The sequence below is a fragment of the Oceanimonas sp. MB9 genome (genome assembly GCF_011319775.1).
Classification (GTDB): Bacteria; Pseudomonadota; Gammaproteobacteria; order Enterobacterales; family Aeromonadaceae; genus Oceanimonas; species Oceanimonas doudoroffii.
In genome coordinates, this window is sequence record NZ_VFBE01000005.1 from 419,209 (window position 1) to 432,671 (window position 13,463).

Here is a 13,463-nt window from a genome sequence, read left to right on the forward strand (position 1 = left end):
CATTATGGCTATTCACTGAATACAATGGTGAACCTATGATAAGCAGGGCGGTAGCGGGAGCGAATGGCATCAATCATGGCCAGTGGCAGGCTTTCAGGCGTAGCGCCTTGCTGCTGGTTGGCTATTTTATGTTGGCGGAGCTTGGCATGTGGCTGGCCATGCCGCCCTTGCTCAGTGCGCCGGTCTGGCCCGCGGCCGGCCTTGCCCTGTATTGCCTGACCCTGTGGGGGGCCCAGTACTGGAAAATACTGTGGCTGGCGTCTTTTTCGGCCAATGTGCTGCACAAGGTCATGCTGGCGGATCATGACCTCAGTGCTTCCCTTATCGGCATGGCGGCGGTCACCGCCACCGGCTCGGTGCTGGCCACCCTGACCGGTGTCGTCATTTTAAGGAAACTGCTGCGCACTCGGGCCGAGCAGGTCAACGAGGGTTATATTATCGCCCTGTTGCTTTCGACTGTGGCGCTGGCCAGTATGATCACGGCAGTCACCGGCATCGGCAGTTTTTACCTGTTTCTGTCCCTGACCATGGAGCATCTGGCGGGAAGCCTGCTCAACTGGTGGATGTCGGAAAGCCTGGGCATGTTTATCGCCATTCCCTTTATTCAGTGCGCCGAGCTGAAAAGGACGGGCTTCAACGACTGCCGTGTGGGCAAGCTCCAGTTTTTGCCTATGCTGGTTTGCCTGTTGCTGGTGGTGGGGTTTATTGCGCTAAGCGGAGTGGAAAAGCTGAAAAGCGATCGGCAAATCGCCGCCTTCAGTACCCTGCTGCAAGACAGCCTGGAGTCCTCCCTGCTGTCGCTGGATGACGTCACCCGTTCGACCGCCGCCTACATTTCGAGCAGTGAGCGGGTCACGCCGGCAGAATTCTCCAGTTACGCAAGCAGTCTGCTGATTCGTCCCGGTATTGAAGGGCTGGCCTGGATTCCGAGGGTAATGCATCAAAGCCGGGAGGGTTTTGAGGCCAGGGCCAGACGGTCCTTTTATCCTGGTTTTTCCTTGCTGGAACATGATGATAACAGCATTCCGGTGGTGGCAGGCGTCAGGGAGGCCTATTACCCCTTCTGGCTGGTGTTTGTCAGGGGCGGGCGCCAGTCGTTGATTGGTTATGATCTTGGCAGTGAAAGCCGGGAGCTGTTGAAACTGTCCATCGACAGCGGTCAGGTGGTCTTTCAGGAACGCAGGCCGCTGCATTCCGGAGAAACCGATAGCAATGACGACTGGCGTTATTTTGTGCCGGTTTATACACCGGGGTTTAATCCGACGCTGGCCAGCGTGGAAGAGAATCGCCGCGAGTTTATCGGTTTTGTCAGCAGCCTGATTCACTTTAATGCCTTTATAGATGACATCAGGGAAAGAATGGGGCTGCTCGATGTCATTTTTCGCATCACCATGAATTACCGCAACGATGGCAGTCATTTTACCGTGATGGACACTCGACCCGCCGCCGACCGGAAAGGGGCGGCCGATATGCACAGCCACTTCGATTACCTTGGCTATAAAAGGTTCAATATTGAGGTTTGGCACGAGGATGCCTGGAAGCCCGCCAGATCCCTGAATACGCAAGGGTTTATGGTGACCGGGGTATTTATTTTGCTGCTGGTGACGGCCTACACCTATAACAGCCTGCTGCAAAATGTGCGTATCTCACAACGGGTGAGGCAGCGTACCGAAGCCCTGAGAAAAACCCGGCAGGAGCTTGCCGATATTCTGGATAACATGACCAGTTACATTGTGGAGGTGGATTTTAAAGGGTGCATTACCAATGTGAACCGAACGCTGCTCAGAGCCTATGGCGGTAACAAGGACAGCCTGCTTGGCGTGCGGGTGACCGACGCCTACTGGTTGCATGACCGGGAAGAAGAGCGGCAACGGCTGCGGAAAGACATCAACGACGCCTGGCGAGGCATGGCGGTCAGGCGCGATGTTGCCCTGACCAGAAAAGACGGCCAACTGCTCTTTGTGGACATGAACATCATTCCGGTGCGGGATGATAACGGCCGGGTCGAAAAGGTTATCATCGCTGCGGTAGACATCACCGAACGCAAGGTGGCGGAAGACAACCTCAAGAAGAGCAGCAAGCGCCTGTTTGAGCTGAACCTGGGCCTGGAAGATCTGGTGGAAGCCCGCACCGGCGAGCTCAGGCAACTGACCGATCAGCTGGAAGACCGTATCAAGGAGCGCACCGCAGAATTGCTGCAGGCACAGCAGAATGCGGAAAAGGCCAACAAGGCCAAATCCTATTTTCTGGCCACCATGAGTCATGAAATTCGTACGCCGCTCAATGGCGTGGTGGGCATGCTGGAGGTGATCTACCAGACCGGCCTGAGCCAAAAACAAAAGGAAGTGATGGACGTCATCTATTCCTCCTCTATCTCCCTGACCGAACTGATTAACTCCATTCTGGAATTTTCAAAAATAGAGTCCGGTACCCTGGATGTGGTGAAAGAGCCGCTGGACTTGACCGCGTTGGTGGAGCAGGTATGCCAGATGTTTGATTACCAGGCTCGCTCCTCCGGGGTGGAGCTGACCATGTTTGTGGATCCGGCGCTGCCGTCGCGAGTGAAATCCGACAGCCTGCGCCTGCGCCAGATACTGATCAACCTGATCAGCAATGCCATCAAGTTCAGCAGCACCAAGCAGCCCGGCAAGGTGGCCGTCAGCCTTAACATGACGCAGAGTGCGCCCTCTGCCATCAGCGTCAGGCTGGATGTGCTCGATAACGGCATCGGCATGAACGAGCAGGTGGTGGCCAACCTGTTTCAGGCCTTTATGCAGGCCGACTCCAGCACCACCCGTCGCTTTGGCGGTACCGGACTGGGGCTGGCCATTACCCATCACCTGGTGGGCTTGCTGGAGGGCAATATCGCCGTGACCAGTGAGCCCGATAACGGCAGCCGTTTCAGCGTGAGCCTGCCGTTTGAGGTGGCAGTCGATGATGAACCGGCAAAGACGGGCCATGCCCAGGTCGAGGGGCTGAACTGTCTGGTGATTGGGGATGAACAGGGCATTGTCTCGGGCCTGATGCGTTACCTTGACCATGACCGGGCCAGGGTGAAATTTGCCGAGACGATCCAGGTGGCCGAAAGCATGGCGCCCCGTTATTCGTCGGGGGACTGGGTCTGGATTTATGACCAGCCCCACCAGGAAAACGTCCTGGCGGCATTGAGGCAGGCGGCGTCGGCCTGGACCGGCAGCAAGGTGAGCTTTCTGACCATTGAGCGCGGGGCCCGGCGCAGTGCCCGACGAGTGGCGGCAGATCATGTGATGATTGATGCCAACCTGCTTCGTCGTGCCGCCTTTATGGAAGCGGTGATGATGGCGGCCGGGCTGGTTACGCTGCCCGAACACAACGGTGTGATGGAAAAACACGCCGGTTCGGCCGAAGGTGCCGATCGAGGCAAGGCGCGTATTCTGGTGGTGGAAGACAATGTGGTGAACCAGAAGGTCATCGTGCAGCAGCTGGATCTGCTCGGCTATGACGCCGATCTGGCCGGCAATGGCGTGGAGGCACTGAGTGCGATCCACGAGAGTCACTACCACCTGATCTTTACCGATCTGAGCATGCCTGAAATGGACGGTTATCAGTTTGTCGAGCAACTGCGCAGCGAAGAGAGGGACGGCGCCGCCATTCCGGTGGTGGCCCTGACGGCCAATGCCTTCAAGGAAGAAATGGCCCGCTGTTTTGAAAAGGGCATGAACGATTACCTGACCAAGCCGGTCGAACTGGCCCGGCTGAAGGAAATGCTGGAAAAGTGGCTGCCGCAGGAAAAAACCAGTGATGCCGGTAACGGTGTTGAGGGAGGCGACGCTCGTGACCACACCATTGACACCGAGGTGCTTCGAGAGCTGGTGGGTAATGACGAAGCGCTGTTTGGTGAACTGCTTCAGGATTATATGCAGCAGCTCAACCAGGATTTACCAGAAATAACCTGGGCCTTTGCCAGCGGGGAATGGTCACGGCTGCAGGCGTTGGCTCACACCCTGAAGTCCTCGTCCCGGGTCGTGGGAGCACAACGGCTGGGCGAGCTGTTTTTCGAGGTAGAAACCGCCTGCCGGAACAAGGAGGGCATTTCGAACAACACCATGGACGAGCTGGACCGCGAGGTCGGCCGCGTTCTGGCACACATCGGTAAAATAATGACTTGAGGGCGCAATGGATACGGGTATCGAGGTGCTGGTGATCGATGATGATATCGTGACCCTGAAACTGCTGGTGGGCATGTTAAACCGACTGGAAGGGTGCATGGCCACCGGATGCACCAGTGCGCGGCGCGCGCTGGAACGCATGAATGGCCAGGAGACGAGCCCGGACATGGTGTTTCTGGATATCAATATGCCGGAAATGGACGGTTTTTCCTTTATTCGAAAGCTTGAGGAGTTGGGCTTTAACGGCGCCCTGGTGCTGGTCAGCGGCCATGACCAAAAAATCATGCGCACCGCGGAAGAGCTGTCCAAGGCCTGTCACCTCAGGGTGGCGGCTCGACTGGAGAAACCGGTGTCATTCTCGACGCTGCAGGCGCTGATGGAGGAAACGCGCCGGCCCTTTGCCCATCCCGACAGGCATTGCCGGGACGAGCTGGCGAAGGATTTGCCGAGCGCCCTGCAGCGCAGGGAGTTTTTCAATGTGTACCAGCCCAAGGTGGCCCTGACCAATGGCGCCGTTGCCGGGGTTGAAGCCCTGGTGCGCTGGCGGCACCCGAGGTGCGGCATCCTCTCTCCCGATCACTTTATTACCCTGGCGGAACAACAAGGGCACATCGATGCCCTGACTCGGCTGGTGATGGAAAACGCCCTGCACGACAGCCGCCTGTGGCTGGAGAAGAGCCAGCCCTTTTCGGTGTCGGTGAACGTCTCCATGCTGAGCCTGATGTCCCCGGACTTTATGAATGGCATGTGCACACTGGTGCTGGAGCGAGGCTTTTCCCCTTCCGACTTTATCTTTGAGGTGACTGAAGGGCGTGTGCTGGAGGATACCAGGGCGCCGCTGGAGATTACCGCGCGAATCAAGATGGCGGGATTCGGGCTGTCAATGGATGACTTTGGTACCGGTTATTCAAATATGAACAGGCTTAGGGACTATCCCTTTGATGAACTAAAGCTGGACAGATCCTTTGTCACCGGCATCACCAGCAGCCCGACCACGTTGAAAATGTGCCACGCCAGCATTGCCCTGGCGCAAGCCTGCGGTATCAGGGTGGTGGCAGAGGGCATTGAAAGCAGAGACGAGTTTCAGATCCTGAAACAAATGGGCTGTGATTATGCCCAGGGTTACTTTATCTGCCGCCCCATGACCGCCGAGGCCATGAAGCTGTGGTTGTCCGCCCACCGGTTCGGATTTGCTCCCTGAGCCAGTCTGCCGTGAGGAGGCCATTTAGATTGATCTATCGGACTATACTGATAGCGTTTTCTCCACAGAAGGATGCGTTCGATGACAATCTCGAAAATGGCGTTATGGCTGCTGGCCGTTGTAACCCTGGGGCTGGGCGGCTGCAATACCCTCGCCGGGGCCGGCAAGGACATAGAGCAGGGCGGCGAGGCCGTGCAGGAGGCGGCACGGGACGCACAGGGATATTAGCGTGGATTACTCCACAGGCAAGGCCGGGCGATTGCCCGGCCCTTTTGGTTATGCCGGCCTCTCGCCTTGTCCCAAAATGCGCCTTGCTCGGGCCATGACCGGGCTGTCCACCATGTGCTCACCGACCGCCACCACGGCCCCCTTGACCCTCTGCTCGGCGGCCAGCACCCGCTCCGCCCAGGCCCGCTGGGCCGGGGAAGGGGCCATGGCGAGGTGGGCGGGGTTAACCTGGCGCGGGTGAACCAGCAATATGCCGCCAAAGCCCAGTTTCATGCCCTCGCGCACATAGGCGGTCAGCCCGGCGTCGTCATTAAAGGCGGTATACACCGCATCCAGTGGTGCGGCCAGGCCGTGCACCCGTGAACACACCACCAACTGGCTGCGAATGGGCAGAAAGGGCGTTTGATCCTGAGGCTCGTCTGCCGGCGGCGGGTAGTCCATGGCCAGATCCAGCGCCATGTCGAGCTGGCCGAACAACAGCCGGGCCACCCCATTGGCGCAGGCAATGGCATCGAGCCGGGCCAGGGCCTGGGCGGATTCGATAAAGGGCAGCAACGGCTTGTCGGTGACATTGGCCAGTTCGTTGAGGGCGTCCGGATCTTCCGCCTTGGGCACCACTACGGCGGCCACGGCATCGGAGCGGCACAGCGCCATGTCCTGGTTGAACCAGGGGCTGTCGGTACCATTGATGCGTACCAGTACCGAGGCGGGTGGCCGTGAGATCAACCAGCCGGCCAGGGTGGCGCGGGCGGCGTCTTTTTCCGCCGGTGGCACGGCGTCTTCCAGATCGATAATAACGGCATCGGCACCGCTGTTCAGGGCCTTGTCAAACCGCTCCGGGCGATTGGCCGGGACAAACAGCAGGGTTTGCAGCGCATTGATATTCATAGAAAACTCCACAAAGCCTTTCGCCGGGGCGAAGCACAGATAAGGGAGTCTTCTGTTTAGAACAAACGGGGCCCGGCCGCAAGCGGCACGGGCCGAACCGGCGAAAAAGCCGGCATGGACGGTCGATCAGCCCTGCTGGCCAAAGCGCTGCTGCAGGTAGGCGATAATGTCGCCAGACTCGTACATCCAGCGCGTTTCGCCGTTTTCCTCGATGCGCAGGCAGGGCGACTTGATCCGTCCTCCGCCGGCCTGCAGGACGTCCCGATGGGGAGAGCCGGGGTTCACATTGCGCAGCTCAATGGGCAGGTTGAGTTTATGCATGGCCCGGCGCACCTTGATGCAGAACGGACAGCGAGGCAGCTGATACAGCGCCAGCTCCCGGCAGGCGGTGTTCACCGCCTGCTGCGCCTCGGGGGTACGTTTTTGTCGGGGCGGGCGGGTCAGCAGATCGCCCACCACCATAATGCCCCCGAGCCCGTTTCGTAATGCCTTTACCAACATGGTCTTCCCTTTCTATACGAGATGAAAGCGGGAATTGTATCCGAAACGGGGCGGGCTGAGCAGGGTGTTACAGGCTTTGATGCGGCCCGAATACTTCGTAGTGCAGCCGTTCGGCGGCAATGTCCCAGCCGGCCAGCGTGTCCTTGACCATGGTCATAAAGGGCAGTGGGCCGCAGAAGTAGTAATGGGCGTCGGGCAGGTCGATGGCCTCACGCAGTGGGCCGAGATCCATCAGGCCGGCGGCGTCAAAGTCTTCCGCGGGCCTGTCGCTTGCCAGGGGAGCACGGTACCAGATGTGGGTTTCCAGGTTGGTGTGTGCCAGGCGTGTGGCCTGAAGGTCCTGCCTGAAGGCATGCTGGGCACCGTTGTCACAGGCATGCAGCCAGTAAATCGGGGCCGAGTGCTGCCGGTTGAGCAACTGGTCAAGCATGGCCCTCATCGGGGTCTGGCCCACCCCGGCGGAGATCAGCACCACCGGGGTGTTCGGGGTTACCTCCATAAAGAAGTCGCCCGCCGGGGGCAACACCTGCAGGGTGTCGCCCACACTGACCTGATCATGCAGAAAGCCGGAAGCCACACCGCCTTGTTCACGTTTGACCGCAATGCGGTAGTTTTCGCCGTTGGGTGCCTGGCACAGGGAGTATTGGCGATATTCCTTGTGCTCCAGCGTGTCGGAGTCCAGGTGCAGGTTCAGGTACTGGCCGGGTTTAAAATCAACCACGGCGCCGCCGTCGGCGGGGGCCAGCAGAAAGCTGGTGATCTGCTCGCTTTCGGCATGTTTTTCCCTTACCACAAAGGCTCGGGTACCGCGCCAGCCGCCGGGCCGGGTCTCGTTGTCCTGATAAATCTGTGCTTCCCGGCCAATAAAGATGTCGGCCAGGGCGCCATAGGCCTGGGCCCAGGCGTCAATCACCTCGGGCGTGGCGGCGTCGGGGGCCAGCTCCTTGATGGTTTCCAGCAGGTGATGGCCCACAATGGCGTACTGCTCGGGCTGAATGGAAAAGCCGGTGTGTTTGTGGGCGATGCGCTCTACGGCGGCGGCCAGTACCGCCGGGTTGTCGATGTTTTTGGCATAGGCCAGCACGGCAGTGAACAGGGCGGCGGGCTGACGGCCCGTCTTCTGGTGACTGAGGTTGAAGACATCCTTCAGCTCGGGGTTGTCGCGAAACATGCGCCGGTAGAAGTGTTCGGTAAGGGCGGTATTGGCCGACTCCAGCAGGGGAACGGTGCTTTTTACGATCTCAATGGTACGGGCATTCAGCATGGCAACCTCGACTGGTCTTTAATGTGCATTTTAAATGTGTGTTATCGGTGATGGATGATATAGGTACATTTGAAATGCATCAATTGGTTTTTGTCTTTTTTGACCGCCACGGGTCGAGCTGAGCCGGCGCTGGCGGTATGATTGCCGGCATTGAGCAAAAGGAGTAAGCCAAATGTCGCCTTCATCCCGCCTTGAGCGAGTCATGTCCGCCATCGATCAGATCAACAGCCAGGATCCCAATCAGCAGGATCACCGACCCAAGGAGCTGCTTTACAGCGAGCGTATGACTCGGCAACTGCAGCTGTTTGCTCCCAATGCCGGCGAGCTGCTGCATATTGCCGCCCGTGCGCAGCATATTCGCCGCTGGGCCATTCCTCGGGCCGACTACCCCATGGATCGGACCGGTTATAAACGCTGGCGCAGCGATTTGGCGCAATATCACGCCGATCTGACGGCAAACCTCATGGCCGAGGCGGGTTATGATGAAAACGAGCGGCGGCGGGTCGGTGATTTGCTGCAAAAAAAACGGCTCAAGCAGGATGCCGATGTGCAGATTTTGGAAGACGTGATCTGCCTGGTGTTTGTGCAGCATTACCTGGAAGACTTCGCCGCCGGGCACGATGAGGACAAGCTGGTCGACATTATTCGCAAAACCTGGCGCAAAATGTCTGAGCAGGGTCATCAAGCGGCGCTGGCATTGCCGCTGTCGCCGGCCATGCAGGCGCTGGTGGGCAAGGCCCTGGCCGGCTGAACATAGCCAAAAGGTTATGTACGGCATGCAGAAAATGTATTTATTTCAATTTGGTTAATGATGTTAATTTTTTGTTGTGCATCGGGACCGGTGCACCCTGACAGGATGTGATCAAGGGGAGAGGATCCGATGAATGCCATTGTATTGGCGATTTTGGTGATGGTGGGCCTGTGTCTGGCCCGAGTGTCCGTGGTGTTTTCACTGGTGGTGGCGGCCCTGGTGGGCGGACTCTGGGCCGGCATGTCGGTGGATCAGGTGATCTCGGCCTTTAACGAAGGACTGGGGGGCGGTGCCACCGTGGCCCTGGCCTACGCCACCCTGGGAGCCTTTGCGGTGGCGCTGTCGCGCACCGGCATTACCGCCATGGTGTCGGACAAGGCACTGGCCTGGGTGGGGGCGCGGCGTGATGCCGCTCCGGGGGAAAACAGTCAGACTGGCGGCGTAAAATGGCTGCTGTTTGTGGCCCTGATACTGGTGGGCGCGGCATCGGGCACCGTGGTGCCGGTGCATATCGCCTTTATTCCCATTCTGGTGCCGCCCCTGCTCGGGCTGATGAACATGCTGCGGCTGGACCGGCGTGCCGTGGCCTGCGTGATCACCTTCAGTATCACCATCATGTACATGACCACCCCGGTGGGCTTTGGCACCATCTTTCTCAACGATATTCTGACCAACAGCGTTAACCAGGCCGGGGAAGGGCTGGGCATGCAGGTGACCACTGCCATGGCACCCAAGGCCATGTTGTTGCCGGCGGCGGGCATGCTGCTGGGACTGCTGGTGGCGGTGCTGTTCAGCTACCGTAAGCCCCGGGGCTATCAGTCGCCGCTGAATGAGGTCAAGGAAGCCAAAGCCAGCCGGCCGCAACTGAGCCGCAAGCAGCTGATGATGATTGGTGTGGCCATTGTCGGCGCCCTGGTGGTGCAGTTGACCACCGGCTCCATGGTGCTGGGTGGCCTGCTGGGCTTTGCCCTGTTGTCGATGAATGGCCTGTTCAAGTGGAAGGATCAGGACGATGTGTTCACCCAGGGTATGCGGCTGATGGCGCTGATCGGCTTTATCATGATTGCCGCCTCCGGCTTTGCCGGGGTGATGAAGGCGTCCGGCGCCATTCCCGAGCTGGTGGCGGGCTCTGGTAATCTCATTGGTGACAATTCGGCACTGGCGGCCCTGGTCATGCTGCTGGTGGGGCTCTTTATTACCATGGGCATCGGTTCGTCGTTTTCCACCATTCCGATTATTGCCGCCATCTATGTGCCCCTGGCCATCAGCTTTGGCTTTTCGCCCCTGGCCACCCTGGCCCTGGTGGGCACCGCCGGTGCCCTGGGTGATGCGGGTTCGCCTGCGTCCGACTCCACCCTGGGTCCCACCGCCGGCCTGAATGCCGATGGCCAGCACGATCATATTCGTGACTCGGTCATTCCTACCTTTATTCACTACAATATTCCGCTGATCGTCTTTGGCTGGATAGCGGCCCAGGTGTTGTAAACCCGCCCGGATACTAGGCCGCGCATTCGCGTCGGCCTGGTGCATTCGCCGCCAGCATCAGCGCCGAAAGGCGCTTTTTTTCTGTGTATTCACATAATCAGCCAGCTCATCCAGCAGCCAGTTGGGATCATCGTGGGGCAGATCGTGACCGGCCCAGGGATGCTCGCGCACCTGCGTGTGCCAGTGTTGTGCCAGGGCATGGCTGCAGCGCGGATCCACCAGGCGATCGCCCCGGCCGCACAAAATGAGGGGAACAAGGCCCGGCGGCATGGCGGTCATGCGGTAGCGGGAGGCGGCGGCCAGCTGGCGCACAGCATTGGCGTGCGCCACCGGGCATTCGTTGGCGTAGCGAATCCATTTCGGCAGGGTGGTGTGGGCATCGCTCCGGCGGGCACAGGTCAGCCGGTAGATCAGGGCCTCCCGCTGCGCCCGGGGTGTCAGCAGCGTCAGCAATAATAGCGGCAGTGCGGCCGGGCGCAGACGCTGCCAGGGCGGGCTGAGGGCGCTGCTGGAGTTGACCAGCACCAGTCCGGCCACTTCCCGTGGGTAATGGGCGGCCCACTGCGCCGCAACCATGCCCCCCATCGATAACCCCAGCAACTGCACCGGCGCATTCAGGTCGGCCCGTTTCCGCACCTGTGCCAGCATGGCGGTAATCGACGGCGGGCAGTCTTGCCCGTGGTAAATACCGTTGCCGGGCAGGTCAATACATCGCACTCGAGTGCCAAGGCTGTCGGCCAGGCGCTCGGGAAAATCCCCCCAGTGGCGGCATTCCCGGGTCAGGCCCCGCAGTAATATCCAGCGAGGAGGCCGAGTCCTGCTCACCGCGCGCCCCAGCGGCGTTCGGCCTGGCGTTGGTGTTGCCGGCGTGCCGGCTCGCCGGGCAGCCAGTGCCGCCAGGCGGCCACGGCCCGCAGCAGAAAATCCAGCAACAGCTGATGGCGGCGCAGGGTGCGCTGGTGGCGGTGGGGCACCAGCGGGTTGAACAGGCCACTGTAACTGGCCAGCTGACGGGGATTTTTCTTTACCCAGAGCCAGGAGCCCATTTCCAGCGTCAGCGGCAGGAATACCTGGCCGCCGCGCTGCAGGTGTTGCCGGTAGAGGTAGTCCCACAGATCGCCATGGGTGCGGTAGTGGTGATGCTGCGGCTCAAACAGGTAGGGGTGATGAGGATGACTGCGTTCAAACAGCCGCAGCAGTACATGCAGCTCGGCGGCATGTTCCAGCAGCCGGCGCCGCCCGGAGTAGGGAAACCAGATCCGATCACGCAGGCCAAAGCCCGAATGGCAGTCCAGCGCCAGGCTGAACGGCGCCGTGGCGATCTGCTCTTGCACCAGGGCGCACATCGCTTGGGCCTCGGGCTCCATGGGGTTGTGGGGCCGTCCACGATACCAGGGCAGCCAGGGCCCAAGGCGATGCCCGGATACCGGCCAGGGGCCGGGCTGGTCGGCTTCAAGCGGCGCGTTGCGCATCAGATCGATGCCATTGCCGTTGCAGCGCCAGCCCCGGGCCATGCCCACCGGGTTCAGCAGCGGGCAGATCACGATACGCATACAGGCCAGCAGTTGTTGCAGGCTTGAATCCCAGTGCAGCCGCTGCAACAGGGTGGCGAGCTGGGCCAGCAGCAGCTGAGTGCCGATACGCTCAATGCCGTGCACGCCGCCGCACAGCAGCAGCACCGGGGCGGTGGCGCTGGAACTGCCCAGCTCAAGGGCATAAACCGGCAGTTGCCAGTGGCCATCCTGCACGTTTGTCAGCACTCGGCTGCGCAGGGCCGGTGCGCCCCGGCGAACAAGTCGTTCCAGCAGGCGCAGCTCCGGCAGCCGCTCCCGGCAATACTGCCGGTATGAACGTCGCCGGTCTGAAGCATTTGAATCGGGGTGAGGGAAGCCGGGGCCGGTGGTCATTGCTGATGAAGCCTTCTGTCTGTGGGCTATTCAGCAGTGTAGCGCCCCGCCGGCGCTTCGCCTGCGGAAGGCCGAAAAAACCGGCTCAGGCGGTGACGGGCCGTCCGGTCACCTGCTCGACAAACAGCCGGGCCGGTACCGACAGCGGAAAGGCCGGCGAGCGGGCCAGCACCACCCGCTGGGGCGGCACCTCATCGCTGAGCGGCACACAGGCGATGGGGGCGCCATCGTAGCTGTGATCTCCGGCGGGCCGGGTGCACGACAGCGCCACGCCGTGGCCGTGGGCCACCAGGCCACGCTGCATTTCAAAGGACAGGGTATGGTGAATACGCGCCGGCTGCAGATCCCGCTGCCAGAACAGCGACAGAAAATATTCCCGGGTCAGCGGCAGATCCTGCAGGATCAGGGTTTCCTCGGCCAGTTCCGCCAGACTCAGCCGTGGTTTTTCCGCCAGGGCATGGTGGGCCGGCAGCAGCGCATAGGGCCTGAGCTCATCCAGCACATGGGTGCTGCACTCCGGCGGCAGCCCCAGGCCGTAGCTCAACACCAGCTCGGTCTTGCCCTGCTCTAGCCCTTGGCACACGCCGGCCAGATCCTGCTCCTGCATGATCACGCGAATGCGCGGATAGCGGCGCTCAAACTCGCTCACCAGCCGGGGCAGGTAATAGGGGGCGATATCGCGAAAGCAGCCGAGCAGCAGTTGTCCTTCCACCTCGGTGCCGTGCCGATGCTGGCTGTCGAGCAGGTTGTGGGACAGGGTAAGGATATGCCGGGCTTCCCGAAACAGGGCCTCGCCCCTCGGGCTCAGGCTTACCCCCTGGCCACGGTGACGCTGAAACAGCGACTGGCCCAGCAGCCCTTCGAGCTGGTTGATGGCCACCGACACCGAGGGTTGGGACACATGCAGTGCCTCGGCGGCCCTGCTGATGCTGCCGTGCTGGGCCACGGCCACAAAGTAGCCCAGTTGGCGAAAGGTAAAGGGTATAGTCATTATGCTATGAACTTCATATTTAGACTGTATTTCCATGCTATGTAGAAAGGCTGTTAAAGTCGAGCCGTGACTGAACAAGGTAAAGGTATAAGGAGCGAA

11 protein-coding genes are annotated in these 13,463 nt (G+C 60.3%); 5 read left to right on the forward strand and 6 right to left on the reverse strand.

Annotated elements, in window-relative coordinates; translation table 11 throughout:
- The first annotated feature begins 35 nt into the window (after positions 1-35).
- The 3 genes from OJHNALOF_RS05180 to OJHNALOF_RS05190 all read left to right on the forward strand — a co-directional run bounded on the left by OJHNALOF_RS05180 (position 36) and on the right by OJHNALOF_RS05190 (position 5,577).
- Positions 36-4,148 carry a response regulator gene (locus tag OJHNALOF_RS05180; protein ID WP_165661371.1) on the forward strand — a complete coding sequence of 1,371 codons (4,113 nt, stop codon included), beginning with the start codon at positions 36-38 and terminating at the stop codon, positions 4,146-4,148.
- A gap of 7 nt (positions 4,149-4,155) precedes the next feature.
- Positions 4,156-5,349, forward strand: a complete 1,194-nt coding sequence (locus OJHNALOF_RS05185) for an EAL domain-containing protein (protein WP_165661372.1) — start codon at positions 4,156-4,158, stop codon at positions 5,347-5,349.
- A gap of 81 nt (positions 5,350-5,430) precedes the next feature.
- Entirely contained in the window at positions 5,431-5,577 is a 147-nt protein-coding gene (locus OJHNALOF_RS05190) for an entericidin A/B family lipoprotein (RefSeq protein ID WP_206063565.1), read from the forward strand.
- Between the two features lie 48 nt (positions 5,578-5,625).
- Here OJHNALOF_RS05190 and OJHNALOF_RS05195 read toward each other — a convergent pair whose 3' ends face one another.
- The 3 genes from OJHNALOF_RS05195 to hmpA form a co-directional block, all read right to left on the reverse strand.
- Positions 5,626-6,465 (reverse strand): CoA ester lyase, encoded by an 840-nt coding sequence (locus OJHNALOF_RS05195; RefSeq protein ID WP_165661373.1) that lies wholly within the window; start codon positions 6,463-6,465, stop codon positions 5,626-5,628.
- 126 nt (positions 6,466-6,591) lie between these two features.
- Positions 6,592-6,966 (reverse strand): glutathione S-transferase N-terminal domain-containing protein, encoded by a 375-nt coding sequence (locus OJHNALOF_RS05200; protein WP_094200148.1) that lies wholly within the window; start codon positions 6,964-6,966, stop codon positions 6,592-6,594.
- Positions 6,967-7,033: 67 nt separating this feature from the next.
- Positions 7,034-8,230, reverse strand: a complete 1,197-nt coding sequence (gene hmpA / locus OJHNALOF_RS05205) for an NO-inducible flavohemoprotein (RefSeq protein WP_165661374.1) — start codon at positions 8,228-8,230, stop codon at positions 7,034-7,036.
- Positions 8,231-8,402: 172 nt separating this feature from the next.
- Here hmpA and OJHNALOF_RS05210 point away from each other — a divergent pair, with 172 nt between their 5' ends.
- A complete protein-coding gene (locus OJHNALOF_RS05210; protein WP_165661375.1) occupies positions 8,403-8,981 on the forward strand; it encodes a DUF4202 domain-containing protein in 579 nt (192 codons plus the stop codon).
- A 129-nt stretch (positions 8,982-9,110) separates the two neighbouring features.
- Positions 9,111-10,466, forward strand: a complete 1,356-nt coding sequence (locus tag OJHNALOF_RS05215) for a Na+/H+ antiporter family protein (RefSeq protein ID WP_165661376.1) — start codon at positions 9,111-9,113, stop codon at positions 10,464-10,466.
- A 57-nt stretch (positions 10,467-10,523) separates the two neighbouring features.
- Here the strand turns inward: OJHNALOF_RS05215 and OJHNALOF_RS05220 are convergent, their stop codons facing one another.
- The 3 genes from OJHNALOF_RS05220 to OJHNALOF_RS05230 form a co-directional block, all read right to left on the reverse strand.
- Entirely contained in the window at positions 10,524-11,291 is a 768-nt protein-coding gene (locus tag OJHNALOF_RS05220; protein WP_370462294.1) for an alpha/beta fold hydrolase, read from the reverse strand.
- Positions 11,288-12,373 carry a M14 family zinc carboxypeptidase gene (locus OJHNALOF_RS05225; RefSeq protein ID WP_165661377.1) on the reverse strand — a complete coding sequence of 362 codons (1,086 nt, stop codon included), beginning with the start codon at positions 12,371-12,373 and terminating at the stop codon, positions 11,288-11,290. The genes OJHNALOF_RS05220 and OJHNALOF_RS05225 overlap by 4 nt, the downstream gene beginning before the upstream one ends.
- 85 nt (positions 12,374-12,458) lie before the next feature.
- Positions 12,459-13,364, reverse strand: coding sequence for a LysR substrate-binding domain-containing protein (locus OJHNALOF_RS05230; protein ID WP_165661378.1), 906 nt, complete (start codon positions 13,362-13,364; stop codon positions 12,459-12,461).
- Positions 13,365-13,463: the final 99 nt, after the last annotated feature.

Coding starts and splice junctions, on each gene's coding strand:
- OJHNALOF_RS05180 (WP_165661371.1), top strand. CDS start 36: ATGATAAGCAGGGCGGTAGCGGGAGCGAATGGCATCAATCATGGCCAG.
- OJHNALOF_RS05185 (WP_165661372.1), top strand. CDS start 4,156: ATGGATACGGGTATCGAGGTGCTGGTGATCGATGATGATATCGTGACC.
- OJHNALOF_RS05190 (WP_206063565.1), top strand. CDS start 5,431: ATGACAATCTCGAAAATGGCGTTATGGCTGCTGGCCGTTGTAACCCTG.
- OJHNALOF_RS05195 (WP_165661373.1), bottom strand. CDS start 6,465: ATGAATATCAATGCGCTGCAAACCCTGCTGTTTGTCCCGGCCAATCGC.
- OJHNALOF_RS05200 (WP_094200148.1), bottom strand. CDS start 6,966: ATGTTGGTAAAGGCATTACGAAACGGGCTCGGGGGCATTATGGTGGTG.
- hmpA (WP_165661374.1), bottom strand. CDS start 8,230: ATGCTGAATGCCCGTACCATTGAGATCGTAAAAAGCACCGTTCCCCTG.
- OJHNALOF_RS05210 (WP_165661375.1), top strand. CDS start 8,403: ATGTCGCCTTCATCCCGCCTTGAGCGAGTCATGTCCGCCATCGATCAG.
- OJHNALOF_RS05215 (WP_165661376.1), top strand. CDS start 9,111: ATGAATGCCATTGTATTGGCGATTTTGGTGATGGTGGGCCTGTGTCTG.
- OJHNALOF_RS05225 (WP_165661377.1), bottom strand. CDS start 12,373: ATGACCACCGGCCCCGGCTTCCCTCACCCCGATTCAAATGCTTCAGAC.
- OJHNALOF_RS05230 (WP_165661378.1), bottom strand. CDS start 13,364: ATGACTATACCCTTTACCTTTCGCCAACTGGGCTACTTTGTGGCCGTG.